This window comes from Mycobacterium sp. E796 (assembly GCF_001672815.1).
Classification (GTDB): domain Bacteria; phylum Actinomycetota; class Actinomycetes; order Mycobacteriales; family Mycobacteriaceae; genus Mycobacterium.
On the sequence record NZ_LZKK01000123.1, the window covers coordinates 1 to 24,248 of the forward strand.

Annotated in this window: 23 protein-coding genes and 1 pseudogene; 15 read left to right on the top strand and 9 right to left on the bottom strand. The window is 68.4% G+C overall.

Going from position 1 to position 24,248, the window contains the following annotated elements:
* Together A5706_RS09950 and A5706_RS09955 are read right to left on the bottom strand one after the other, a co-directional pair.
* Window positions 1-1,170 (bottom strand): cytochrome P450 (locus A5706_RS09950; protein WP_068129600.1); only part of this gene is annotated, 1,170 nt, incomplete at its 3' end.
* Window positions 1,167-1,787, bottom strand: a complete 621-nt coding sequence (locus A5706_RS09955) for a TetR/AcrR family transcriptional regulator (RefSeq protein WP_068129602.1) — start codon at window positions 1,785-1,787, stop codon at window positions 1,167-1,169. The genes A5706_RS09955 and A5706_RS09950, both read right to left, overlap by 4 nt.
* Before the next feature lie 184 nt (window positions 1,788-1,971).
* Between A5706_RS09955 and A5706_RS09960 the strand changes: the two genes are divergently transcribed.
* The 4 genes from A5706_RS09960 to A5706_RS09975 all read left to right on the top strand — a co-directional run bounded on the left by A5706_RS09960 (window position 1,972) and on the right by A5706_RS09975 (window position 5,577).
* Window positions 1,972-3,441, top strand: a complete 1,470-nt coding sequence (locus tag A5706_RS09960) for an aldehyde dehydrogenase (RefSeq protein ID WP_068129607.1) — start codon at window positions 1,972-1,974, stop codon at window positions 3,439-3,441.
* A 9-nt stretch (window positions 3,442-3,450) separates the two neighbouring features.
* Window positions 3,451-4,200 carry an SDR family oxidoreductase gene (locus A5706_RS09965; RefSeq protein ID WP_068114030.1) on the top strand — a complete coding sequence of 250 codons (750 nt, stop codon included), beginning with the start codon at window positions 3,451-3,453 and terminating at the stop codon, window positions 4,198-4,200.
* A 73-nt stretch (window positions 4,201-4,273) separates the two neighbouring features.
* Window positions 4,274-5,128, top strand: a complete 855-nt coding sequence (locus tag A5706_RS09970; RefSeq protein ID WP_068129621.1) for an NAD(P)-dependent oxidoreductase — start codon at window positions 4,274-4,276, stop codon at window positions 5,126-5,128.
* A gap of 11 nt (window positions 5,129-5,139) precedes the next feature.
* Entirely contained in the window at window positions 5,140-5,577 is a 438-nt protein-coding gene (locus A5706_RS09975) for a carboxymuconolactone decarboxylase family protein (RefSeq protein ID WP_068129623.1), read from the top strand.
* A gap of 79 nt (window positions 5,578-5,656) precedes the next feature.
* Here A5706_RS09975 and A5706_RS09980 read toward each other — a convergent pair whose 3' ends face one another.
* Window positions 5,657-6,742: an aldo/keto reductase gene (locus A5706_RS09980; RefSeq protein WP_068129677.1), complete on the bottom strand. Its 1,086-nt coding sequence runs from the start codon at window positions 6,740-6,742 to the stop codon at window positions 5,657-5,659.
* An 82-nt stretch (window positions 6,743-6,824) separates the two neighbouring features.
* Here A5706_RS09980 and A5706_RS09985 point away from each other — a divergent pair, with 82 nt between their 5' ends.
* Both A5706_RS09985 and purD read left to right on the top strand, forming a co-directional pair.
* Entirely contained in the window at window positions 6,825-7,232 is a 408-nt protein-coding gene (locus A5706_RS09985; RefSeq protein ID WP_068129624.1) for a MarR family winged helix-turn-helix transcriptional regulator, read from the top strand.
* A 24-nt stretch (window positions 7,233-7,256) separates the two neighbouring features.
* On the top strand, window positions 7,257-8,525 hold the full coding sequence (gene purD / locus A5706_RS09990) for a phosphoribosylamine--glycine ligase (protein ID WP_068129626.1): 1,269 nt from the start codon (window positions 7,257-7,259) through the stop codon (window positions 8,523-8,525).
* On the opposite strand, the gene A5706_RS09995 is transcribed toward purD, so the two are convergent.
* Together A5706_RS09995 and A5706_RS10000 are read right to left on the bottom strand one after the other, a co-directional pair.
* The gene (locus tag A5706_RS09995) at window positions 8,522-10,105 is read right to left on the bottom strand and encodes a gamma-glutamyltransferase family protein (RefSeq protein ID WP_068129629.1); all 1,584 of its coding nucleotides are present in this window, start codon (window positions 10,103-10,105) and stop codon (window positions 8,522-8,524) included. The genes purD and A5706_RS09995 overlap by 4 nt on opposite strands.
* 143 nt (window positions 10,106-10,248) lie before the next feature.
* Window positions 10,249-11,148, bottom strand: a complete 900-nt coding sequence (locus A5706_RS10000; RefSeq protein WP_068129631.1) for an esterase — start codon at window positions 11,146-11,148, stop codon at window positions 10,249-10,251.
* Between the two features lie 61 nt (window positions 11,149-11,209).
* Between A5706_RS10000 and A5706_RS10005 the strand changes: the two genes are divergently transcribed.
* A complete protein-coding gene (locus A5706_RS10005; RefSeq protein WP_068129635.1) occupies window positions 11,210-11,827 on the top strand; it encodes a TetR/AcrR family transcriptional regulator in 618 nt (205 codons plus the stop codon).
* A 4-nt stretch (window positions 11,828-11,831) separates the two neighbouring features.
* On the opposite strand, the gene A5706_RS10010 is transcribed toward A5706_RS10005, so the two are convergent.
* Window positions 11,832-12,560, bottom strand: coding sequence for a DUF429 domain-containing protein (locus A5706_RS10010; RefSeq protein ID WP_068129636.1), 729 nt, complete (start codon window positions 12,558-12,560; stop codon window positions 11,832-11,834).
* A 38-nt stretch (window positions 12,561-12,598) separates the two neighbouring features.
* Here A5706_RS10010 and purB point away from each other — a divergent pair, with 38 nt between their 5' ends.
* The 3 genes from purB to A5706_RS10025 are packed head-to-tail and all read left to right on the top strand — an operon-like array spanning window position 12,599 to window position 16,256.
* A complete protein-coding gene (gene purB / locus A5706_RS10015; protein WP_068129639.1) occupies window positions 12,599-14,017 on the top strand; it encodes an adenylosuccinate lyase in 1,419 nt (472 codons plus the stop codon).
* Entirely contained in the window at window positions 14,014-15,261 is a 1,248-nt protein-coding gene (locus A5706_RS10020; RefSeq protein WP_068129641.1) for a cytochrome P450, read from the top strand. The genes purB and A5706_RS10020 overlap by 4 nt, the downstream gene beginning before the upstream one ends.
* Entirely contained in the window at window positions 15,258-16,256 is a 999-nt protein-coding gene (locus A5706_RS10025; RefSeq protein WP_068129643.1) for a tellurite resistance/C4-dicarboxylate transporter family protein, read from the top strand. Before A5706_RS10020 ends, A5706_RS10025 begins: the two co-directional genes overlap by 4 nt.
* A gap of 54 nt (window positions 16,257-16,310) precedes the next feature.
* Here A5706_RS10025 and A5706_RS10030 read toward each other — a convergent pair whose 3' ends face one another.
* Complete coding sequence (locus A5706_RS10030) at window positions 16,311-16,931, bottom strand: hypothetical protein (RefSeq protein ID WP_068129680.1); 621 nt, start codon at window positions 16,929-16,931, stop codon at window positions 16,311-16,313.
* 60 nt (window positions 16,932-16,991) lie between these two features.
* Here A5706_RS10030 and A5706_RS10035 point away from each other — a divergent pair, with 60 nt between their 5' ends.
* Together A5706_RS10035 and A5706_RS10040 are read left to right on the top strand one after the other, a co-directional pair.
* The gene (locus A5706_RS10035) at window positions 16,992-17,885 is read left to right on the top strand and encodes a phosphoribosylaminoimidazolesuccinocarboxamide synthase (RefSeq protein WP_068129645.1); all 894 of its coding nucleotides are present in this window, start codon (window positions 16,992-16,994) and stop codon (window positions 17,883-17,885) included.
* Window positions 17,882-20,044, top strand: a complete 2,163-nt coding sequence (locus A5706_RS10040) for a S9 family peptidase (protein ID WP_068129647.1) — start codon at window positions 17,882-17,884, stop codon at window positions 20,042-20,044. The genes A5706_RS10035 and A5706_RS10040 overlap by 4 nt, the downstream gene beginning before the upstream one ends.
* On the opposite strand, the gene A5706_RS10045 is transcribed toward A5706_RS10040, so the two are convergent.
* Window positions 19,973-20,419 carry a DoxX family protein gene (locus A5706_RS10045; RefSeq protein ID WP_068129648.1) on the bottom strand — a complete coding sequence of 149 codons (447 nt, stop codon included), beginning with the start codon at window positions 20,417-20,419 and terminating at the stop codon, window positions 19,973-19,975. The two genes, A5706_RS10040 and A5706_RS10045, sit on opposite strands and share 72 nt — an antisense overlap.
* A 91-nt stretch (window positions 20,420-20,510) precedes the next feature.
* On the opposite strand from A5706_RS10045, the gene A5706_RS10050 reads away from it, so the two are divergent.
* The gene (locus tag A5706_RS10050; RefSeq protein ID WP_068129650.1) at window positions 20,511-21,074 is read left to right on the top strand and encodes a TetR/AcrR family transcriptional regulator; all 564 of its coding nucleotides are present in this window, start codon (window positions 20,511-20,513) and stop codon (window positions 21,072-21,074) included.
* Here the strand turns inward: A5706_RS10050 and A5706_RS10055 are convergent.
* Window positions 21,071-22,693, bottom strand: a complete 1,623-nt coding sequence (locus A5706_RS10055) for a DHA2 family efflux MFS transporter permease subunit (protein ID WP_068129659.1) — start codon at window positions 22,691-22,693, stop codon at window positions 21,071-21,073. The two genes, A5706_RS10050 and A5706_RS10055, sit on opposite strands and share 4 nt — an antisense overlap.
* 184 nt (window positions 22,694-22,877) lie before the next feature.
* Between A5706_RS10055 and A5706_RS10060 the strand changes: the two genes are divergently transcribed.
* Together A5706_RS10060 and A5706_RS10065 are read left to right on the top strand one after the other, a co-directional pair.
* Window positions 22,878-23,582 (top strand): DUF2334 domain-containing protein, encoded by a 705-nt coding sequence (locus A5706_RS10060; protein WP_068129671.1) that lies wholly within the window; start codon window positions 22,878-22,880, stop codon window positions 23,580-23,582.
* Between the two features lie 48 nt (window positions 23,583-23,630).
* Window positions 23,631-24,140, top strand: a pseudogene (locus A5706_RS10065) (FAD-dependent oxidoreductase); the annotation flags it as partial.
* Window positions 24,141-24,248: the final 108 nt, after the last annotated feature.

The following is a 24,248-nucleotide window of genomic DNA, read 5'->3' on the forward strand; positions in this document are numbered from 1 at the left end:
GATATGAGGTAGACGAGGCCAACGCCGTCCGCGTCCACTCCAGCAACGTCCGCGGATCCGCTTGAACAACTCGGTCAGCGCCACCCTGGCCTCCATCCGGGCGAGGTGGGCGCCCAGGCAGAAGTGCGCGCCGCTACCGAAACTCAGTAGCTTGGGCCCGATTTCGCGACCGATCAGGAAGTCGTCGGGCTTGTCGAAGACCCGCTCGTCACGATGCCCGGAACCGGGCAGCAGCAGCAGGACGTCGCCCTCCGGGATCGTGGTGTCGTAGAGGGTGAGCTCTCCCGACACGGTGCGGGCCAGGATCTGGCTGGAGGTGTCATAACGCAGCGTCTCCTCGACCCACAGCGGAACCCGGGACAGATCGGCGTAGACCGGCCCCAGCTGGTCGGGGTTCTTGTGGCCCCAAAAGGCGGCGTTGGCAAGGAGTTTGGTGGTCGTCTCGTTGCCGGCGATCACCATGAGGAACATGAAGCCGAGGATCTCGTCGTCGGTGAGGCGGTCGCCGTCGATCTCGGCCTCCAGCAGCGCCGATGTCAGATCATCGGTCAGCTTCTCGCGCCTCTCTGCCACCATTCCCTGGTAGTAGACGATGAGGTTGATGGAGGCCTCGACGGCCTCCGGCGGCACGTCCGTAACGCCCTCGTCGCGGTGCATCACGCCGTCGGCCCACGCCCGGACCTGTGCGCGATCCGGCTCGGGAACGCCCATCAGCTCGGAGATGACGTCCATGGGCAGCTTCCCGGCGAACTCGTCGATGTAGTCGACCGCGCCGTCCTTCGACTTTTCCAGCATGGTGTCCAGGTGCCGGGTCGCGATCTCGGTGACGCGGGGCTCGAGTTCCCGAATCCGGCGCGGGGTGAAGCCCTTCGAGACCAGGGTGCGCAGACGCAGGTGCGCGGGATCGTCCATGGCCAGAAACGACATCGTCTTGCTGGCGTGCGGGCCGCGCGACGCCGGGTCTAGCGAGACGCCGTATTTGTTGGAAAGTGTTGTGCTGTTGCGGAATCCCTGCAGCACGTCTTGATGTCGTGACAGCGCCCAGAACTTCAGGTCCTCGTTGCGGTACAGCGGCGCCTCGTCGCGCAGCCGCTTGTAATACGGGTAGGGATCCTCGTGGAAGTCGTAGTCGTAGGGATCCAAGACCGGCTTTTCGGTCTGTACGGTCATTGCTCTTCTCCAGGGCGCGGAAGGATGAGGCCGACGACATAGCCGAGACGGTCGGCGATCTGGTGGTAGGTGTAGGCGCCGCTGGCGGCGTTGACCAGCGCGCCGAAAAACGTCATTTCGAGCGCGGACACCGTCAGCGGGTCGGCGTCGGGACCGATCGCCGAGGTGATGCGGCGGTGGATTTCGGCGCCGATGCTATCGCGCACCGTCCGCACCGCCGGATCGGCGCCGCCCGACAGCAGCGCCGTCGTGCACGCAGCGGCTACTTCGGGTTCGTCGGCCACCACGAGGGCGAGCTGGCGCAACGCCTTGTCCACCCGGGTCTGCATGGTTTCGTTCACGTCGGTGAAGTACGGGACCCGGCGCACCAGGTCGAGGTAGACCTCGGCGATCAGGTGGTTCTTCGACGAGAAGTAGGTGTAGGCGGTGGCCGGGGCGACCTTGGCCCGGGCGGCCACTGCGCGGACGGTCAGGTCGGCGTAGGACTTCTCACGCAGGGTTTCGATGCCGGCGGCGAGCACCTTGCGGAACGTCTCTTCCTGGCGGCGGTTGCGCACCGGCTCTCCGGTCTGCTGGTCGGCCTGGGATGCGACGGTAACCAGGGCATCGCTGGACACGTGTCCACGCTATCGGAAGTCGGCGACAGGAATCAAGCACGAGTTGTATATGCGCAGCTTAACGAGGGAGGACGGGCCGGTGGACGGCCAGTCAAGACATCGGCCCTTGCACCTCGGACCGCCCGGCGACTAGGGTTCGATCGGACAACTGTCCACCTGCCATGACTATTCGGGAGCGGGAGATATGGCGTTACTGGCCGACGGCGCGAGCGCATTGTTCATCGACGGCAAACTGGCGCCGGGCAACGCCGGCACCTTCCCGACGATCAACCCGGCGACCGAGGAAGTGCTGGGAGTCGCGGCCGACGCCGACGCCGACGACATGGGGCGCGCCATCGATGCGGCGCGGCGGGCCTTCGACGACACGGACTGGTCGCGCAACACCGAGTTGCGGGTGCGGTGCGTGCGCCAGCTGCGCGACGCCATGCAGGCCCACCTCGAGGAGCTGCGCGATATCACCATCGCCGAGGTCGGCGCGCCGCGGATGCTCACCGCCATCGCCCAACTCGAGGTCCCAGTCAACGACCTGGCGTTCGCGGCCGACACGGCCGAGTCCTACGTGTGGAATCAGGATCTCGGTGAGGCGTCGCCGATGGGGATCCCCACCCGGCGCACGATCGCGCGCGAGGCCGTCGGTGTCGTCGGCGCCATCACGCCGTGGAACTTCCCCCACCAGATCAACCTCGCCAAGCTGGGCCCCGCGCTGGCCGCGGGCAACACCGTCGTCCTGAAGCCCGCGCCCGACACACCCTGGTGCGCGGCGGTATTGGGCGAGCTCATCGCCGAACACACCGACTTCCCGCCCGGCGTGGTCAACATCGTCACATCCAGCGACCATGGGGTCGGTGCGTTGCTGGCCAAAGACCCTCGGGTGGACATGGTTTCGTTCACGGGGTCGACGGCCACCGGCCGCAGCGTGATGGCCGACGGCGCCGCCACCATCAAGAAGGTGTTCCTCGAGCTGGGCGGCAAGTCGGCGTTCATCGTGCTCGACGACGCCGACCTCGGCGGTGCCGTCGGGATCGCGGGGTTCTCCGCGTGCATGCATGCCGGGCAGGGGTGCGCGATCACCACCCGGCTGCTGGTGCCGCGGGCCCGCTACGACGAGGCGGTCTCCATCGCGGCCGCCACGGTGGGCGGGATCAGGGCCGGAGATCCCAACGACGCGGGAACCCTTTGCGGGCCGCTGATTTCGGCGCGACAGCGGGATCGGGTGCAGGGCTACCTGGACTCGGCGGTCGCCGAGGGTGGGACGTTCGCGTGCGGCGGCGGCCGCCCGGCGGACCGCGAGGTCGGCTTCTACATCGAGCCCACCGTGATCGCCGGCCTCGGCAACGACGCCCGCGTCGCGCGGGAGGAGATCTTCGGGCCGGTGCTCACCGTCATCCCCTACGGCGGCGACGATGACGCCGTGCGCATCGCCAACGACTCGCCATACGGCCTGTCGGGCACCGTGTTTGGCGCCGACCCCGAGCGGGCCGCGGGGATTGCCGCGCGGATCCGGGCGGGCACCATCAACGTCAACGGCGGCGTCTGGTACTCGGCCGACGCGCCGTTCGGCGGGTACAAGCAGTCCGGCAACGGCCGCGAGATGGGCCTGGCCGGGTTCGAGGAATACCTGGAAATCAAAACCATTGCGACAGCGGTTAGCTAGGGGAGCGGCATGCGGTTCGAAAACAAGGTTGCCATCGTCACCGGATCGGGCGGCGGGATCGGCCAGGCCTACGCCGAGGCGCTCGCCCGCGAGGGCGCGGCCGTCGTCGTCGCCGACATCAACGTGCAGGGCGCCGAGAAGGTGGCCGACGGGATCAAGGGCGACGGTGGTACGGCGCTGGCCCTACCCGTCGACGTGTCGGATCCGGTGTCGGCCAAGGAGATGGCCGACCGCACACTGGCCGAGTTCGGCGGCATCGACTACCTGGTGAACAACGCCGCGATATTCGGGGGCATGAAGCTGGATTTCCTGCTGACCGTCGATCCCGAGTACTACAAGAAGTTCATGAGCGTGAACCTCGACGGCGCGCTGTGGTGCACCCGCGCCGTGTACAAAAAGATGGCCAAGCGGGGCGGCGGGGCGATCGTCAACCAGTCCTCCACTGCGGCATGGCTTTACGCCAACTTCTACGCGCTGGCCAAGGTCGGGATCAACGGCCTGACCCAGCAGCTCTCGCGTGAACTGGGCGGGCAGAACATCCGGATCAACGCGATCGCGCCCGGGCCGATCGACACCGAGGCCAACCGGACCACCACGCCGCAAGAGATGGTCGCCGACATCGTCAAGGGCCTGCCGCTGTCGCGGATGGGAACTCCCGACGACGTCGTCGGGATGTGCCTGTTCCTGCTGTCCGACGAGGCGTCGTGGATCACCGGGCAGGTTTTCAACGTCGACGGCGGGCAGATAATTCGGTCATGACCGCCGGCGACGATGCAGAGCGAAAAACCGATGTGGGGGCACCTCCCGCTTGCGGGGGAGAGGGGCGGCGCAAATGACTGAGCACTTGCGCCTGGGCTACATCGGCCTTGGCAATATGGGCGCGCCGATGGCGACCAAGATGACGGAATGGCCCGGCGGGGTGACGGTCTTCGACATTCGGACCGAGGCGATGACGCCGCTGGCCGAGAAGGGCGCCGGCATCGCCGACAGCGTCGCTGACGTCGCCGCCGCCGACATCGTCCACGTCACCGTGCTCAACGACGCCCAGGTGCGCGAGGTCGTCGGTGAACTCGCGGCACACGCCAAGCCCGGCACGGTCATCGCGATCCACTCGACGATCAGTGACACCACCGCCGTCGAGCTCGCCGCCGAGCTCAAGCCGCAGGGCATCCACATCGTCGACGCGCCCGTCAGTGGCGGGACGACCGCCGCGGCGGAGGGCAAGCTCGCGACGATGGTGGGTGCCGAACGCGAGGTGTACGAACGGATCAAGCCGGCGTTCAAGCACTGGGCCGCGATGGTCGTCCATGCCGGTGGGCCCGGCGCAGGGACGCGAATGAAGTTGGCCCGCAACATGTTGACATTCACCGGCTTCGCGGCGGCCTGTGAGGCCATGAAACTGGCCGAGGCGGCTGGGCTGGATCTGCAGGCGCTGGGCCGGGTGGTCCGCCACACCGACGCGCTCACCAGCGGGCCGGGGGCGATCATGGTGCGCGAGAACATGAAAGACCTTGAGCCGGAAAACTTCCTGTACCAGCCCTTCCTGCACACCCGTGGGCTCGGGGAGAAGGACCTGAGCCTGGCGCTCGGTTTGGGTGAGGCGTTGTCGGTCGACCTGCCGCTGGCCCAGCTGGCATTTGAAAATCTGGCGGCCGGGCTCGGGCTGCCGCACACCGCGTCGGACTGATTGGAGGGCTCATGGACGAGCTGCGCCGCAAGGGCCTCGAGAAGATGAACGAGGTCTACGGCTGGGAAATGCCCAACATCGAGGGCGACCCCTACTTCGACCTGACCGTCGACCACCTGTTCGGCAGCATCTGGACCCGGCCCGGGTTGTCGATGCGCGACAAGCGCATCATGACGCTGACGGCGGTCACGGCGGTCGGCAATCGCGACCTCGCCGAGATCCAGATCAACGCCGCGCTGCTCAACGGGGAACTCAGCGAGACCGAACTGAAAGAGATGGCTGTCTTCCTGACCCACTACCTCGGGTTCCCACTCGGCTCGGCGCTCAACGGCGCGGTCGACTCCGTCGTGGCCAAGCGCAGGAAGGCCGCGGCGAAGGGTGCCGGCGAAGACAAGAAGGCCAACGTCGACGCCGCGCTGAAGATGCACTCGGGCAACGCTTCCGATTAGCTTCGCCGAGCAGACGCAAAAGCCCCCGTTTTCGCGCCGAAAAGGGGGCTTTTGCGTCTGTTCGCGGTGATGACGAACTTCAGTACGGCCGGGCGCCCTGCGGCATCACATATTCCAATATCGGCCCGGAGACACCGTTGACCGTCGTTCCGCCGTTGATGATGCCCGGCGCCATTTCCAGCATGTTGTTGGGAAATCCGAACGTCGGTTTGGTGAGCTCGTCGAGCCGGGCGAGTTCGTCGGCGCCGAGGCTCACGTCGACGGCGCGGACGTTGTCCTCGAGCTGCGAAAGCCGGCGCGCCCCGATGATGACGGACGCGACGCCAGGCTGGGTGCGCACCCAGGCCAACGCCACGCTGGCGACGTTCGTCTCGTGCGCCTTCGCGATGATCTCGAGTTCGTCGACCACCGCGTAGGACTGCTCGCTGAGGAAGGCATCGACCAGCGCGCCGCGACCGGCGTTGTGCTGTCCGGCGTTTCGGCGGGTGTACTTGCCGCTGAGCACGCCGCCCTTGAGCGGCGACCACGGCGTGATGCCCAGACCGAATTCGGATGCCATCGGAACCAGTTCTTGTTCGATGGAACGTTCGAGCAGCGAGTACTCGACCTGCAACCCGACGAACGCCGACCAGCCCCGGAAGCGGGCGATGAGGTTGGCTTGGGAGATCTTCCACGCCGGGGTATCGGAGACGCCGATGTAGCGCACCTTGCCCGACCGGACGAGGTCGTCGAGGGCCGCCATCGTCTCCTCAATGGGGGTATTCGCGTCCCAGATGTGCAGCCAGTACAGGTCGATGTAGTCGGTCTGCAGGCGCCGCAGCGAGTTTTCGCACGCGCTGATCAGTGATTTGCGGCCCGAGCCACCACCGTTGGGATCGCCGGGATACAGGTTTCCGCTGAACTTGGTGGCGATCACCAAGCGATCCCGGCGGGCGGCATTGCGCCCGATGTGGTCGCCGATGATCTTCTCCGAGTGGCTCTTGGTGTAGAAGTTGGCGGTGTCGATGAAGTTCCCGCCGAGTTCGGTGTAGCTATCGATGATCTGTTGGGACTCTTCCACGCTGGTGCCCCAGCCGAAGTCCTCGCCGAATGTCATGGCGCCCAAGCACAGGGGGCTGACGCGCAGGCCGGAGCGTCCGAGGGTGACGTATTGATCCAGAGGCATGGTGGCGGCTTTCTGGTAGATTGTTCGGTTATGCGTTTGTTCCATTCTAAACTAGTTCATTTCTGAACGATCTGGCAAGTCGATGTCATCGGGCGACGCGGCCAAGATCTGGTCGTTGAATTACAGGGTGCTGGTTTCAGTCATCTCGAGCGCCGAGGCCGACATCTGCGCGCTCGGGCTCGAGTCCAAGGAGCTGTTTGTGCTCGCCGAGATCGACGAGCATCCCTATCCGGTCGAACTCGCGGCGACGCTGTGCATGCCCAAGGCGACGGTGACCGTCTACCTGAAACGGCTCGAGGCCGCGGGATTCGTGCGCCGGGAGATCGACCCCGCCGATCTGCGGCGCCACCGACTACTGCTCACCGCCGCCGGCCGTAAGGTCGCTGCCGACGGGCTGGGGCTGCTCTCGGCGGAGTTCGACAAGCGCCTCAGTCGTCTCACCGCCGCGCAGCAAAAGGAGTTCAAAGGCCTGCTGGAGCGAATCGTTTGAAGGCCTGAGCTAGTCTGACGTGTCGTGCGCGTCCTGGTGATCGGTTCCGGTGCCCGTGAGCATGCGCTGCTGCTGGCGCTTCGGGAAGACCCGCAGGTCACGGGCCTGGCTATCGCCCCGGGCAACGCCGGCACCGGCCGGCTCGCCGAGCAGCACGACGTCGACATCACCTCGGGTGAGGAGGTCGTCGCCCTGGCGCGCGAGGTCCGCGCCGATCTGGTAGTCATCGGTCCCGAGGTGCCGCTGGTGCTGGGGGTGGCCGACGCCGTGCGCGCCGCCGGCATTGTCTGCTTCGGGCCCAGCAAGGACGCCGCCCGCATCGAGGGCTCCAAGGCGTTCGCCAAGGAGGTCATGGCCGCCGCCGGTGTGCGCACCGCGGCCAGCGAAATAGTCGACAGCCCAGCGCGTTTGGATGTTGCACTGGACCGGTTCGGGCCGCCCGCCGGAGACCCCGCCTGGGTGGTGAAGGACGATGCCCTGGCCGCCGGCAAGGGCGTAGTGGTGACCCCCGATCGGGATGTGGCACGCGCTCACGCAGCAAGCCTGCTCGAGTCGGGACACCCGGTGCTGCTGGAGTCCTATCTCGACGGTCCCGAGGTGTCGCTGTTCTGCGTCGTCGACGGCCGCACCGTGGTGCCGCTGTTGCCGGCGCAGGACTTCAAGCGGGTCGGTGAGGGTGACAGCGGACCCAACACCGGCGGCATGGGCGCGTACGCGCCGCTGCCGTGGCTGCCCGAGGGCGTGTACCGCGAAATCGTCAGCGGAATCGTCGAACCCGTTGCTGCCGAACTGGTTAAGCGGGGCAGCCCGTTTTCCGGATTGCTCTACGTCGGCCTGGCGATCACCGCGAAGGGGCCCGCGGTGGTCGAATTCAACTGCCGCTTCGGGGATCCCGAGACCCAGGCCGTGCTGGCGCTGCTGGAGTCGCCGCTCGGCCAGCTGCTGCACGCCGCGGGCACCGGGACGCTCGCCGAGTTCGGGGAGTTGCGCTGGCGTGACGGCGCCGCGGTGACCGTGGTGCTGGCGGCCGAAAACTACCCGGGGCGGCCCCGCGTCGGCGACGTCGTCGTCGGGTCCGAAGCCGACGGGGTGCTGCACGCGGGAACGGCGCGCCGCGACGACGGCGCGGTCGTCTCGTCGGGCGGTCGGGTGCTGTCCGTGGTGGGCACCGGCGCGGACCTGTCCGCCGCCCGCGCGAACGCGTACGACATCCTGAGTTCGATTAAGTTGCCCGGCAGCCACTTCCGCAGTGACATCGCGCTTGCGGCGGCTGAGGGAAAGATCAGCGTCTAGAAAGCCGCGGCTTGCCCGTCGCGGCGCGGATCGCTCACCGCGAGGTACCCGTCGTCGAGGCGCCAGATCGCCTGGCAGCTGCCGAACTGGTTGTAGTCGTCGACGGCGACAAGGTCGTGACCGCGCCGGCGGAGTTCGTCGAGAGTGGCTGGCGGAAAGCCGTTTTCGCAACTGATCTGCGTGCCCTGCACCCACCGGAACCGCGGGCCGTCGCACGCGGCCTGCGGATTCTGCCCGTGGTCGGCGATGCGCACCATCACCTGCACGTGGCCCTGGGGCTGCATGGTGCCGCCCATCACCCCGAAGCTCATCACCGGGGCGCCGTCCTTGGTGACGAACCCCGGGATGATCGTGTGATAGGGACGTTTGCCGGGCCCGACCCGGTTCGGATGACCCTCCGCCACAACGAAATCCGCGCCCCGGTTCTGAAGGGAGACACCGGTGCCCGGCACCACGACACCCGAGCCGAACCCCATGTAGTTGGACTGGATCATCGACACCATCATCCCGGTGGAGTCGGCGGCGGTCAGATAGACCGTCCCCCCATTCGGGGTGCCAGCCGATGCCGGCTTTGCCCGCGTTCGATCGATCAGGGCCGCGCGCTCGCGCAGGTAATCCTTGTCCAGCAGGCGATCCGGAGCCAGGGCCATGTGGTCGATGTCGGCGACATAAGCGTGCGCGTCGGCGAAGGCGAGCTTCACCGCCTCGATCTGCAGGTGCACGCTGTCGGCGGAATCCGCCGGCAACGAAGACATGTCGAAGTGCTCCAGGATGCCCAGCGCGATCAGCGCCACGATCCCCTGACCATTGGGCGGTATCTCGTGCACGGTGTATCCGCGGTAACCGGCATCGATCGTGCCGACCCAGTCGGCGCGGTGGGCGGCGAGGTCGCTGGCCCGCATCACCCCGCCGTTGGCCGAGGCGTGCGCCTCGAGTTCGGCGGCGATGTCCCCGCGGTAGAACGCCTCGCCGGTGGTCGCCGCGATCCGCTCGAGCGTGGCCGCATGCGCGGGAAACCTGAACAGCTCACCGGGTTTCGGTGCCCGGCCCCCCGGCAGGAAAGCCTCGGCGAACCCGGGCTGGTCCCTGAGCAGTGGCACCTGGGCGGCCCATTGTTCGGCGACGGTCGGCGAGACCAGGAAACCGTTGCGGCCGTAGGAGATCGCGGGTTCGAAGAGCTTCTCGAACGGAAGTTTGCCGAATTTTGCATGGAGCTCTGCCCACGCGGACACGGCCCCGGGCACGGTCACCGAATTCCAGCCGGCCGGGGGAATGGCGTTGCCGCCGAAGTATTCCGGCGTCCAGCCGGCGGGGGAGCGACCGGACGCGTTCAGGCCGTGCAAGCGCTGCCCGTCCCAGACGATGGCGAACGCGTCCGAGCCGATGCCGTTTGACACCGGCTCCACCAACGTCAGGGTGACGGCGGTCGCGATCGCGGCGTCGGCCGCGCTGCCGCCCTCGGCGAGCATGCGCAGACCCGCCTGGGCCGCGAGGGGTTGCGATGTGCAGACGACGTTTGCCGCGAGGACGGGCTTTCGCGGCCAGGCGTAGGGGAGGCTCCAACCGAACGGTGTGGTCACGGTCGGATCGTCGCACGGGCGCCCTGTGAACCCTCTGTCGGGGCCATATGACTGTTCTCAAACTTGATATCGCATGTGCTATCGGATTCGGGACTCGCATATCCCCAAGGAGAGCCGGCTCTTCAGACCGCGTGGGGGCCAACTCAGGCCGTTAGCAGCGGCGCCATCCAGGTCAGCTCGGCCGGCAGTTGCGAGCTCCAGAACTCCCCGTTGTGGCCGCCGGGCGAGAAGCCGCCCGCGGGTGGGTTGGGCAGTTGCGCGATGAACTGCTTCGTTGCCCCGTAGAACGGGTCGCTGTCGCCGCAATCGATCCGGATCGGGATCGACGCCAGCGCCGGCATTCCGAACACCGAGTTCGCCGCGAAGTCGTCGGGCCCGTCGAACGCGCCGGGCGCGGCCGCCCCGGAGGACAGCCACAACGCCGGGCTCACCGCGCAGATCGCGGCGGTGCGCCCGGCCCCCAGTCGCCCGCCGAGCAGCAACGCGCCGTACCCGCCCATCGACCAGCCCAGGAACGCCACGCGGGAGGTGTCCAGGTCTTGGCTTCCCAGCATCGGGATCAGCTCGTTCAGCACCATCGCCCCGGCGTCCTCGCCGGAGGCCCGCTTGTGCCAATAGCCACCACCGCCGTCGACCGCGACCACCGCGAACGGCGGCAACCCGGCGTTGACGGCCTGCGCGAGGCCCTGTTCGACGCCGCCGGCCATCACCGTGGCGGCGTCGCTGCCCTTACCGTGCAGCGCGATCACCGGCCGCAGCGCCTTGGTCTGCCCGGGCGGCCGGGCGATCGCCCAGTTGGTGCTGACCCCGCCGCGCGCCGCCGACACGAAGGAGCCCGTCACCATCGTCGGCGCAGCCTGGGGCGGCGCCGCGGGCTCGAGCGGTGCGGGTGCCGCCGGCGGGCGGCCGCCGCCCCAAGACACCGGCGTGGCGTGCGACGTTCGGGGCTGGAACAGGGCGTATGCTCCCGTAGCACCGATGGCCGCACCGGCGCCGAGACCGAGCAGGGTTCGGCGGCTCAGGTCGGGCATGCGGGCCATCATGCCATGACCGTTTGGCCGAAATGGCAATGCAGTACCACTTTTGCTGGCACGATGGCTACTCGTGACTGCAGCAGTTACTCCAAAGGGAGAACGTCGACGGTATGCGCTCGTGAGCGCCGCCGCCGAGCTGCTCGCCGAGGGCGGGTTCGAGGCGGTGCGGCACCGGGCGGTCGCCCGGCGCGCCGGCCTGCCCCTGGCGTCCACCACCTACTACTTCTCATCGCTTGACGACCTGATCGCGCGCGCCGTCGAGCACATCGGAATGATCGAGATCGCGCAGCTGCGCTCTCGGGTCAACGCGTTGTCGCGGCGGCGCCGCGGACCCGAGACCACCGCCGAGGTGCTGGCGGACCTGCTGGTGGGGGACCTGTCTGATCCGGCGCTCACCGAGCAATTGATCTCGCGCTACGAGCGGCACATCGCCTGCACGCGCCTGCCCGCGCTGCGCGAGACCATGCGCCGCAGCCTGCGCCAGCGCGCCGAGGCGGTGGCCGAGGCGCTGGAGCGATCCGGCCGATCGGTGCGCATCGAGCTGGTGTGCACGCTGATCTGCGCGGTCGACGGCTCGGTGGTTGCCGCCCTGGTCGAGGGTGGCGACCCCGCCGCCGCCGCGCTGGGCACCGTGGTCGAGCTGGTCGACGTGCTCGCCCCCATCGACCCGCGTCCGGTGCAGATCTGAGCCGTCACGGCAGCGACGGCGTCACGATGGCCCCGGTGGCTGCATCGCCGTAGATCGTGACGTCGGCCGGGCGGCGCTGGGCGTACAACGCGACGTAAGCGCAGACGACGGCATCGACCGGATCTTCGGCGCGGCGCAGTCCGCTTTTGCGTTGCGCGGCGACGACCTGCTGGCGCAGCCGCGCCCAGCCGTCGTGGCCCTCGACGCGCAGCGGCACCGCGGCGTGCGCAAGCTTTTCGATGCCGTCCATCAGGAGCAGCAGTTCCGATTTCAGCCGCGCGACGTCGCGGCCCGGCTTGGCCTTGTACTTGAGGGTCCGCTCGAGCCGCAACAGCACGACGGTCGCCGAATGCGGGTAGACCTCGATGGCGCGCCGAGCGGCCGGCGACCGCGGGTCCATGTCGAGGCCCAGCGTCGCGGCCAGCCGCGCTGCGCGCGGCCTGTCGGCGAACTCCGGTTTGGCGGTATTACACGGATGGGCGCCGGCCTCGAACCTGCGGAAATCGCGGTTGAGCGCCGCCTCGGCGGGCCGCTGCCCGGTGGGATTGGTCACCACCAGCGGCGCGTCGAACGCCACCACGCAGTCGCCCCCGACATAGGGAGACAAGGCGGCGAGCACGTCGGCGTCGTCACGCGCGGCGCCGAGGTGCACGAGGTGGCCGTCGGCGTCGACCACCGCGACGCCGGTCGGCTTGCGACCGCCCCAGGCCAGGTCCACGCCGACGAAGTACACCCGCACAGGGTATGGCCGCCACCGTAAGCTGTGTGCTTGTGAGCATTCCAAACGTGCTGGCCACCCGGTACGCCAGCGCCGAGATGGTCGCGATCTGGTCGCCGGAAGCCAAGGTCGTCGCGGAGCGGCGGCTGTGGCTGGCGGTGCTGCGGGCCCAGGCCGAGCTGGGAGTGGACGTTCCCCCCGAGGCGATCGCCGACTACGAGCGGGTGCTCGAGGACGTCGACCTGGCCTCGATCGCGAACCGCGAACGCGCGCTGCGCCACGACGTCAAGGCCCGCATCGAGGAATTCAACGCGTTGGCCGGCCACGAGCACGTCCACAAGGGGATGACGAGCCGCGACCTCACCGAGAACGTCGAGCAGTTGCAGATCCGGCGGTCGCTGGAATTGGTTTTCTCGCACGGTGTTGCGGTGGCGGCCCGGCTCGCCGAGCGGGCGGTGACCTATCGCGACCTGGTGATGGCCGGACGCAGCCACAACGTAGCCGCGCAGGCAACCACGTTGGGCAAGCGGTTCGCCTCGGCGGCCCAGGAGACGCTGATCGCGTTGGACCGCATGGGGGAGCTGATCGACCGCTACCCGCTGCGCGGCATCAAGGGCCCGATGGGCACCGCGCAGGACATGCTGGACCTGCTCGGCGGCGACACGGCCAAGCTGACCGAACTCGAGGGACGCGTCGCCGACTTTCTCGGCTTCGCAACGGTTTTGACCAGCGTCGGGCAAATCTACCCGCGATCGCTGGACCACGACGTGATCTCCGCGCTGGTGCAGCTCGGCGCCGGGCCGTCGTCGATGGCGCACACCATCCGGCTGATGGCCGGGCACGAGCTCGTCACCGAGGGATTCGCCGAAGGGCAGGTCGGCTCGTCGGCGATGCCGCACAAGATGAACACCCGCAGTTGCGAACGGGTCAACGGGTTGCAGGTGGTGCTGCGCGGCTACGCCTCCATGGCCGCCGAGCTGGCCGGCGCGCAGTGGAACGAGGGCGACGTGTTCTGCTCGGTGGTGCGCCGAATCGCATTGCCGGACAGCTTCTTCGCCATCGACGGGCAGATCGAGACGTTCCTCACCGTGCTCGACGAGTTCGGCGCCTACCCGGCGGTGATCGCCCACGAGCTGGATCGCTACCTGCCGTTCCTGGCCACCACCAAGGTGCTCATGGCCGCGGTGCGCGCCGGCATGGGTCGCGAGGCGGCCCACCACGTGATCCGGGAACACGCGGTGGCGACGGCGCTGGCCATGCGGGAACGCGGCGCCGAGCCCGACCTGCTCGACCGCTTGGCCGCCGACGAGCGACTCCCGCTGGACCGAGCGGCGCTGGACGCCGCGCTGGCCGACAAGAAGTCGTTCACCGGTGCCGCCGGTGACCAGGTGGACGAGGTGGTGGCAGCGGTGGACGCGTTGGTCAGTCGCTACCCGGACGCGGCCAAATACACCCCGGGCGCAATCCTGTGACTCTCGCGGGCGCGCTCTCGGGGATCGACTTCACCGACCTCGACAACTTCGCCGGTGGGTTCCCGCACGAGCTGTTCGCCGTGCATCGGCGAGAGGCGCCGGTCTACTGGCACGAGCCGACCGACAACACCCCCGACGGCGAGGGCTTCTGGTCCGTCGCCACGTACGCGGAAACCCTTGAGGTGCTGAAGGACCCGACCACGTATTCGTCGGTCACCGGTGGGCAGCGGCCGTACGGAGGCACGCTGCTGCAGGACCTGGCCATCGCGGGCCAGGTGCTCAACATGATGGACGATCCGCGCCACACCCAGATCCGGCGGCTCGTCAGCTCCGGCCTGACGCCGCGCATGATCGGCCGCGTCGAGGACGACCTGCGGACCCGGGCCCGCCGGCTGCTCGACTCGGTGGTGCCGGGCGAACCGTTCGACTTCCTGGTCGACATTGCCGCCGAACTGCCGATGCAGATGATCTGCATCCTGCTGGGAGTGCCCGAATCCGAACGGCATTGGCTCTTTCAGGCCATCGAGCCGCAGTTCGACTTCGGCGGCTCGCGCAAGGCCGCCCTTTCGCAACTGTCCGAGGCGGAGGCCGGGTCGCGGATGTACGCCTACGGCCAGGAGCTGATCGCGTCCAAGCGCGCCGAGCCCACCGACGACATGCTGTCGATCGTCGCGAACGCCACGGTCGACGACGAGGACGCGCCGGCGCTCTCCGATCTCGAGCTGTACCTGTTCTTCAGCCTGCTGTTCAGCGCGGGCGCGGAGACGACGCGCAACGCGGTCGCCGGCGGCCTGCTGGCGCTGGCCGAACACCCGGACCAATTGCGTTCGCTGCGTTCGGATTTCGGCTTGCTGCCGACGGCGGTCGAGGAGATGGTGCGGTGGACGTCGCCGTCGCCGTCGAAGCGGCGCACCGCCACCCGCGACGTCACGCTCGGCGGGCAGTCCATCCGGGCGGGACAGAAGGTCCAGATCTGGGAGGGCTCGGCCAATCGAGATGCCGACGTGTTCGACCGCGCCGACGAATTCGACATCAGTCGGAAGCCGAACCCGCACTTGGGCTTCGGCCAGGGGATCCACTATTGCCTGGGCGCCAATCTGGCCCGGCTTGAGCTGCGGGTACTGTTCGAGGAACTGCTGACGCGCTTCGGCGCCGTGCGGGTCGCCCGGCCCGTCGAATGGACGCGCAGCAATCGGCACACCGGCATCCGGCATCTGGTTGTGGAGCTACGCGAGGAACAGTGACGCCCCGGCTCGCCGATGTCGAGCCGTCACCCGATGTGTTCGCCGCGGTGATGGCGACGGGAATCTTGTCGATCGGCGCGCGCGATCACGGATACCGTTGGGCCAGCGACGCGCTCGGCGTCGCGGCCACCGTCGCTCTGGCTGTCCTGGTCGCCGTCACGGTCATCACCGCCGCGCGCCGCAACCTCCGCTGGGACCTCACGGACCCCGACGTCACCCTGAGGCTGTTCACCTTCGTGGCCGCGTGCGCGGTGATCGACACACGCCTGTCGTCCAACGTGTGGGTGCTGCGGGTGCTCGGTGCGGTCGCGCTGTCGGCCTGGCTCGTGCTGATCGGGCTCAGCGCGCGGAACATGTTGGCGCCCAGCCGGACCGGGCTGCGTGATCACGCCCACGGCGCGTGGGAACTGGCCAGCGTCGGGACATCCGGTCTGGCGATCGTGATGGCTCAGCTGGCGCACCGCACCGGCCATCGCTGGTGGCTGACGGTTGCCGTGCCGATGTGGGCGGCGGCGATCTGCATCTACGGCCTGATGACCTGGCTGATCCTGTGGCGCGCGATCGCCGAGCGCCAGGATCGTGACGGGTTCGAGCCGGACAGCTGGATCCTGATGGGCGGCCTGGCCATCGCCACTCTGGCCGGCGACGATATCCACGCCCTGGCACCCGAGGGGCTGGCCGGGCCAGTGCGGGTGGTCACCGTGGTGACGTGGGTGGCCGCCACCCTGTGGATACCGCCACTGGTCTACTTCGGCCTGCGCCGGATCAACCGTCGACCCGATTCGCTGCGGTTCGCCGGTGTGTGGTGGGCGCTGGTGTTCCCGCTGGGCATGTACTCCGCCGCCAGCTACGCCATGGCAGGCGAAACCGGTCAACGCTGGCTGACCACGGTTTCGCTGGTCTTCTTCTGGGACGCGTTGGCGGCGTGGGTGATTGTGGTCCTCGCGGGGTTGCTGCGCGCGTCACGGCCATGGGTGACCGCCGGTAAGCGCTAGATGCAGGTGTCCTGGAAACACCACCGTCGGACCGGCGCTCGGCGCATAGCGCGGTCAGCGGGCGCGCAGCGCGATTCCGGCCGACCGTAGTTCCAGCGCGGCCAGCGCCCGGATGGTGACCGGATCCTCGCGCCGCCATCCGCCGACCGGGTCCGCGCTGATCGCGGCCAGCTTACGCGGCGCCCGGTTCGTCAGGGCCCGCAGCGCCAGCAGCTGTTCGCCGGCCGGGGTCGCCGCCAGGCCGCTGACGGCCCACTTGCGCCGGAAGAAGCGCAGCCGCAGCAACAGCCAAGGGATGACCACGATGAGCAGCGGCACGGCGACGACGGCCAGTGCCGCCAGCACCGCGAGCCAGCCCGCGGTGGTCTCCAGGCTGTGCCCCGCGGCCGCGATGTCGAGGGCGGCGGCGCTGGCCGACGCGAGTGGCTTGCTGACCGCATCGCCGAGCACCGGGATGTTGTGCGCGCCCTGGCCGGCCGACGCCAGGTTGCCCGCGACGCCGTTCGCGCCGATCTCGACCTGCCGACCGGCCTCGGCGATGGTCGAGATGGCGTCGTAGACGGCCGTGCCGACGACCAGCCACAGTGCCGTCCACAGGAAGATGGCGAAGTCGCTGAACAGTTGGACGGCCAGCCGGCCGGGGGTGGTGGCGTAGGGCAGAACCCGCGAGGGCAGCGATGTCATAGCGCAATACCAGCACAGGGCCGGGCGTTCGGCGCCCGATAGGCTGGCTCGATGCGCCCTGCACTGTCCGAGTACGAGCACCTGGCCAGCGGCAAGGTCCGCGAAATCTACCGCGTCGACGACGAGCACCTGCTGCTGGTGGCGAGCGACCGGATCTCCGCGTACGACTACGTCCTGGACAGCACGATCCCGGACAAGGGACGCATTCTGACCGCGATGAGCGTCTTCTTCTTCGGACTCGTCGACACGCCGAACCACCTGGCCGGCCCGCCCGACGATCCCCGCATCCCCGACGAGGTGCTCGGCCGCGCGCTGGTGGTGCGACGGCTCGAGATGCTTCCGGTGGAATGCGTGGCCCGCGGGTACCTGACCGGCTCCGGGCTGCTGGACTACCAGGCGACCGGCAAGGTCTGCGGCATCGCGCTGCCGCCGGGCCTGGTGGAGGCCAGCAAGTTCGCGAACCCGCTGTTCACCCCGGCGACGAAGGCGGCGCTGGGCGACCACGACGAGAACATTTCGTTCGCCCGGGTGATCGAGCTGGTCGGTGGGGTGCGGGCCAACCAGCTGCGCGACCGCACCCTGCAGATCTACGTCCAGGCCGCCGACCACGCACTCACGAGGGGAATCATCATCGCCGACACCAAGTTTGAATTCGGCACCGACGCGGGTGGCAACCTGCTGCTGGCCGACGAGATCTTCACGCCCGATTCCTCGCGGTACTGGCCGGCCCGCGATTACCGGCCCGGTGTGGTCCAGACCAGTTTCGACAAGCAGTTCGTCCGCAACTGGCTGACCGGCCCCGAGTCCGGTTGGGATCGTCACGGGTCGCAGCCCCCGCCACCGCTTCCCGACGACATCATCGACGCCACCCGCAGCCGTTACATCGAGGCCTACGAGCGCATTTCGGGCCTGAGCTTCGGCGACTGGATCGGGCCGGGCGCATGACGGACGCCGCACTGGACGCGCCCACACCGCCCGTCGCGAAGCGGGTGGAAACCCGGCGAGAATTCCACGGTGACGTGTTCATCGATCCGTACGAGTGGTTGCGCGACAAGGCCGACCCCGAGGTCATCGGCTACCTGGAGGCCGAGAACGACTACGTCGACCGGATGACGGCTCACCTGGAATCGTTGCGGCAGAAGATCTTCGACGAGATCAAGTCGCGCACCAAGGAGACGGATCTGTCAGTGCCCACCCGGCAGGGCGACTGGTGGTACTACGCCCGCACCTTCGAGGGAAAGCAGTACCGCGTGCAATGCCGTTGCCCTGTCACCGATCCCGACGACTGGGACCCGCCGATCCTCGACGAGGACACCGAAATCCCCGGCGAGCAGGTCATTCTCGACTCGAACGCCGAAGCCGAAGGCCACGAATTCTTCGCGCTGGGCGCCGCCACGGTCAGCCTGGACAGCAACCTGCTGGCGTACTCCGTCGATACCGTCGGCGACGAACGTTATACCCTGCGATTCAGGGACTTACGCACCGGCGAGCAGTACCCCGACGAGATCGCCGACATCGCCGCGGGAGCCACCTGGGCGGCCGACAACCGCACGGTGTACTACCTGACCCTGGACCCCGCTCACCGCCCCGACAAGGTGTGGCGCTACCGGCTCGGCGCCGACGAACCGTCGGAGCTGGTGTATCACGAAGCCGACGAACGGTATTGGCTGGGCGTCGGGCTCACCCGAAGCGAGAAGTACGTGTTCATCGCGGCGGGTTCGTCGATCACCTCGGAAATGCTGTATGCGGACGCCGCCGATCCGCGGGCAGCGTTCACCGTCGTGCTGCCGCGGCGCGAAGGCGTCGAGTATTCGGTCGAGCACGCGGTGGTCGGCGGCGAGGACCGGTTCCTGATCCTGCACAACGACGGCGCGGTGAACTTCACGCTCACCGAGGCGCCCGTCAGCGATCCGACACGACAGCGCACCCTGATCCCGCACCACGACGACGTCCGGCTCGACGGAATGGATGCCTTCGCCCGCCATCTCGTCGTCAGCTACCGCCGGGAGGCGTTGCCCCGGATTCAATTGTGGCCCATCGGTTCCGACGGGCAATACGGTGAGCCCGAGGAAATCTCCTTCGCCTCGGAGCTGATGTCGAGTGGTCTTGGCGGCAACCCCACCTGGGATTCGCCCAAGCTGCGGATCAGGGCGGGGTCGTTGATCACCCCGGCGCAGGTTTACGACATCGACCTCGCCACCGGTGAGCGCACGTTGCTGCGTGAGCAGCCCGTCCTCGGCGGCTACCGGCCCGCCGACTACGTGGAGCGGCGGGACTGGGCGCGCGCGGACGACGGGACGCGAATCCCGGTGTCGATCGTGCACCGGGCCGACGTCGAGTTTCCCGCGCCGGCACTGCTCTACGGTTACGGCGCCTACGAAATATGCACCGACCCAAGCTTTTCCATTGCCCGGCTGTCGTTGCTGGACCGGGGCATGGTGTTCGCTATCGCCCACGTCCGCGGCGGCGGTGAGATGGGCCGGCTGTGGTACGAGCACGGCAAGCTGTTGGAGAAGAAGAACACCTTCACCGACTTTGTCGCGGTAGCGAGGCATTTGGTGGATACGGGCCTGACCCGGCCGCAACAGCTGGTCGCGCTGGGCGGTAGCGCGGGGGGCCTCTTGGTGGGTGCGGTGGCCAACCTGGCACCGGACCTCTTCGCCGGCATCCTCGCACAGGTTCCCTTCGTCGACCCGCTCACCACCATCCTCGATCCCTCGTTGCCGCTGACCGTCACCGAATGGGACGAATGGGGAAACCCGTTGAGCGACACCGATGTCTACGCGTACATGAAGTCGTATTCACCCTACGAGAACGTCGAAGCCAGGAATTACCCGGCCATCCTGGCGATGACGTCGTTGAACGACACCCGGGTCTACTACGTCGAGCCCGCCAAATGGGTCGCAGCGCTGCGGCACGCCAACACCGACGGAAATCCGATTCTGTTGAAGACCCAGATGAACGCGGGACACGGCGGCGTCAGCGGTCGCTACAAGGCCTGGCAGGAAACCGCGTTCCAGTACGCGTGGCTGCTAGCCGCTGCCGACCGCGACCGCTATGGCGGCGGCCAGGAAAACGGCCTGGATCGCGGTGCGCAGGGGTAGCCGGGTCGTCATCGACTTGGGGGGATCGGGCATCCGGGAGGCGTAGACGTTGGCCGGGAACATGGCCAGCATCAGCACCAGGAGGCAGGCGGCCGCCGCCGCCCGGGTCAGGGGAATGAGCAGGCCCACGGCCCCGAGCAGCTCCAGCAATCCGGTGATGGTGACCAGGTAGCCCGGGGCGGGCAGGCGCGGCGGCACGATCGCGATGAGGTCGCGCCGCAGCGGCGGGGCGAAGTGTGAAAATCCGGTCAGCAAGAACATCGCCGCCAGCCCGACGGCGAGCGCGGCCGTCCAGCTGTTGACGTAAGGGACGCCGAGCCAGCCGATGCTCCGCGCGGCGATGGTGGCCACTAGCAGCGTGATCAACGGGGCCATTTCGATTCCAATCTAGACAATGACAAGATCCTGGCACCAGAAGGTAAACCCCTATCTAGTCACTGTCAAGTTTGGTCGGTATGCTGGCCTGATGGCCCGTCCCAACTACCACCACGGCGACCTGCGCGCAGTGATCCTCGCCGAGGCCGCGCGCCAGGTGGCCGAGCGCGGCGCCGACGGGATCTCGTTGCGCGAGCTGGCCCGCGGCGCGGGCGTGTCGCATGCCGCCCCTGCCCACCACTTCACCGATCGGCGCGGGTTGTTCACCGCGCTGGCCACCGAGGGCTTCCGGCTGTTGGCCGAGACGCTGACCCGCGCGCGGGGCCGTTTCACCGACGCCGCCTTGGCGTACGTGCGGTTCGCCCTCGAGCACCCCGGCCACTATCAGGTGATGTTCAACCGGTCGCTCCTGGACGCCGCGGACGCCGAACTGGCCGCCGCAGAGGTCGCCGCCGGGGCCGAGCTATCCCGCGGCGTCGCGACGTTGCGGGATCCCAACGCGCGAGCCGACCCCGCCGCCGCTCAGCTGGCGGCCTGGTCACTGGTGCACGGGTTTTCGACGCTGTGGCTCAACGACGCGGTCAACGCTGCCGTCAAACAGGCCGATCCGATGGACACCGTGCTGCGGATCGCAACCATGCTGTTCGACGGTTAGTCGAGGTCCTCGCCCGCCGTTACGATCGCGGGCTGCTTCGGCAGGAACATCGCCGGGATGACGGTCAGCGTCACCAGCACGACCGCGATCACGAATACCGTTGTGTACGCATGGGAAAGGTCGTGCAGGACACTGTCTGCAAAGCCCGGGGCGAACGCCTTCGGTGGGATGGCCGACGGGTCGACCTGCGTCCCGGTGGCGGCGGCTTTCTGTTGGAGCGCGGCGAGTTTGTTTGCCGCGGCGATATTCTCGCTGCGGTTGAACTGGTTGGTGATGATCGTCGACATCAGCGCGGTTCCCAGCGAGCCGCCGACCTGATGGCTGACGCTCATCAGCGTTGTGCCGCGGGCGATCTGGTGGGGTGACAGGGCCTGCACGGACGCCACCGACAGCGGCATCATCGTGCAACCCATACCCAGCCCCATGACCGCCAGGGCGATCAACAGCGTGGGCAGGTACGCCGCCTGCCGGGCCACACCGAAAGCGAACGCGCCCAGGCCGGCGGTGATCAGCGCGATGCCGATCAGCACGATCTTGCCCGGGCCCTGCCTGTCCACCAGCGGCCCGGTCAGCCGCATGGTGAGCATCGCCCCCAGGCCCTGCGGGATCATGTGCACGCCGGCCTGCATCGGCGTCTGGTGCAACACCTGCTGGAAGTAGCTCGGGAGCAGCAGGCCCGCCCCGAAAAACGCGACGGCAAACAGCACCATCGTCACGTTGGCCTGGCTGATCACCTTGTTCTGGAACAACCGCAGGTCGATCAACGGGTGGTCGGTGCGGCGCCGCGCGTGGAGGACGAACGCGGCGATCAACAGCAGGCCGACGGCCGCGGGTATCAGGACGCGGCGATCGGCAACCGTCCCGCAGCGCGGGACGGAGGACACCGCGAACAGGAACGTCGCGAGGCCGGGCGACAGCAGCAGCCCGCCGACGACGTCGAACGTCTCCGAGCGCGCGGGGTGGTCCCTGGGGAACACCAGTCCCGCCAGAACCAGCGTCAAGAGCCCGATCGGCAGGTTGATCAAGAAGATCCACCTCCAGCTGGAGGTGTCGATGAGCCACCCGCCCAGGATCGGCCCACCGATCGGGGCGAGCAGCATGGGGATGCTCAGGATCGACATCAGGCGGCCGAGGCGGCCGGGGCCGGCCTCGCGGGTCATGATCACGAATCCCAGCGGCATCAGCATGCCGCCCCCGATGCCCTGCACCACTCGAAACACGATGAGCTGCAGGATCGTTGACGCGACCGCGCACAGCAACGAGCCCAGCGCGAACGCCACCACCGATCCCATGAAGAGCCGTTTGGTGCCGAACCGGTCGGCGGCCCAGCCCGTCAACGGGATCACGGTCGCCAGCGCCAGCGTGTAGCCGGTCATGGTCCAGGCGACGATGGCTTGCGACGAGCCGAATTGGTCGATGAAGGTGCGTTGCGCGACGGCGACGACGGTGACGTCCAGGATTGCCATCACGGTGGCCAGCAGGCACACCCCGGAGACCCGTAACAGCCTGGCGTCCAGCTTGTCGGGGTAGACATGGGCGCCCGGATGCTGAGGCGGAACGGTGGGCGGCGAGGTGTCGGCCGCTGCTGAACGGGCCTTGTCCATGGCGTTGCTTAGCATATCGAATCGATTGCTCCCGCCGACGGTGGGACGCGTTTGCTGTCGGGGGCCGTTCGGGCGTCCGGGCGCACGCAGATTCGCTGCTTGCGGGCTTTGCCCGGCCGAATTTCCGCCTGGGCCGATATACGCCTGCCGTCTGCGTGTCCTTCACCGTCCCGACACCTGGAATCGTCAAACTGCAGGTGTGTCTGGAAAATTGATCGTCTCGGTGTCCGGGATCGGTGAGCGGACCCTGGGCGACGTCGAGGCGTTCTGCGCACAAATGGATGCCCGCAAGGTCCCGGTCTCGTTGCTGGTTGCTCCCCGACTCAAGGGCGACTACCGGCTCGACCGCGACCCGCGCACCGTGGAGTGGCTGACCGCCCGTCGGGCCGGCGGCGACGCCATCGTGCTGCACGGCTACGACGACCCCGCAACCAAGAAGCGCCGCGGCGAATTCGCGGTGCTGCGCGCGCACGAGGCCAACCTGCGACTGATGGGCGCCGACCGGGTGCTCGAGCACCTCGGGCTGCGCACCCGCCTCTTCGCGGCACCGGGCTGGGTGGTGTCCCCGGGCGTGGTCAAGGCGTTGCCGCAGAACGGTTTTCGGCTGCTCGCCGATCTGCACGGGATCACCGACCTGGTCCGGCACAGCACGGTCCGCGCCCGGGTGCTGGGCATCGGCGAGGGCTTCCTGACCGAGCCGTGGTGGTGCCGCATGGTCGTGCTGTCCGCCGAGCGCATCGCGCGCCGCGGCGGCATCGTGCGGGTCGCCGTCGCCGCGCACCAACTGCGAAAGCCCGGGCCGCTGCAGGCGATGCTGGACGCCGTCGACCTGGCGTCGATGCACGGCTGCACCCCGACCGTGTACAAGTGGCGGCCCCACAGCGCGGTCCTCGACGCCGCCTGACCGAGCGTCTGATTGGCCCGCCGGCCGCGGGCATTACCCTGTTGCCACATGAGCGATTCTTCGGTCGCGGGGTTCGCCGCTGACGCGATCATCGTCGGTGCCGGTCTTTCGGGTCTGGTGGCCGCCTGCGAGTTGGTCGAGCGCGGCCTGCGAGTGCTGATCCTCGACCAGGAGAACAGCGCCAATCTGGGCGGGCAGGCGTTCTGGTCGTTCGGCGGCCTCTTTTTCGTCGACAGCCCGGAGCAGCGCCGGCTGGGCATCCGCGACAGCCACGAGTTGGCCCTCCAAGATTGGCTGGGCACAGCGGCGTTCGACCGGCCCGAGGACTACTGGCCACGCCAATGGGCGCACGCCTACGTCGATTTCGCGGCCGGGGAGAAACGCAGTTGGCTGCGCGCCCGGGGCCTCAAGATTTTTCCGTTGGTGGGCTGGGCCGAGCGCGGCGGTTACGGCGCGCAGGGACATGGCAATTCGGTTCCCCGCTTTCACATCACCTGGGGCACCGGGCCGGCGCTGGTCGAGATCTTCGCGCGCCGGTTGCGGGATCGTTCGGCGGTGGGCGTGGGGGCCCCCCCCACCGGGGGGCGGGGGGGGGGTTAGGGGCGCCGGGGGGGGGGGGGGGGCGGCGGGGGCGGGCGCGGGGGGGGGGCCGGGGGCGGGGGGCCG

Coding starts and splice junctions, on each gene's coding strand:
- A5706_RS10035 (WP_068129645.1), top strand. CDS start 16,992: ATGCGCCCTGCACTGTCCGAGTACGAGCACCTGGCCAGCGGCAAGGTC.
- A5706_RS10050 (WP_068129650.1), top strand. CDS start 20,511: ATGGCCCGTCCCAACTACCACCACGGCGACCTGCGCGCAGTGATCCTC.
- A5706_RS10055 (WP_068129659.1), bottom strand. CDS start 22,693: ATGCTAAGCAACGCCATGGACAAGGCCCGTTCAGCAGCGGCCGACACC.
- A5706_RS09970 (WP_068129621.1), top strand. CDS start 4,274: ATGACTGAGCACTTGCGCCTGGGCTACATCGGCCTTGGCAATATGGGC.
- A5706_RS10045 (WP_068129648.1), bottom strand. CDS start 20,419: ATGGCCCCGTTGATCACGCTGCTAGTGGCCACCATCGCCGCGCGGAGC.
- A5706_RS10040 (WP_068129647.1), top strand. CDS start 17,882: ATGACGGACGCCGCACTGGACGCGCCCACACCGCCCGTCGCGAAGCGG.
- A5706_RS09985 (WP_068129624.1), top strand. CDS start 6,825: ATGTCATCGGGCGACGCGGCCAAGATCTGGTCGTTGAATTACAGGGTG.
- A5706_RS09980 (WP_068129677.1), bottom strand. CDS start 6,742: ATGCCTCTGGATCAATACGTCACCCTCGGACGCTCCGGCCTGCGCGTC.
- A5706_RS10000 (WP_068129631.1), bottom strand. CDS start 11,148: ATGATGGCCCGCATGCCCGACCTGAGCCGCCGAACCCTGCTCGGTCTC.
- A5706_RS09975 (WP_068129623.1), top strand. CDS start 5,140: ATGGACGAGCTGCGCCGCAAGGGCCTCGAGAAGATGAACGAGGTCTAC.
- A5706_RS09965 (WP_068114030.1), top strand. CDS start 3,451: ATGCGGTTCGAAAACAAGGTTGCCATCGTCACCGGATCGGGCGGCGGG.
- A5706_RS09960 (WP_068129607.1), top strand. CDS start 1,972: ATGGCGTTACTGGCCGACGGCGCGAGCGCATTGTTCATCGACGGCAAA.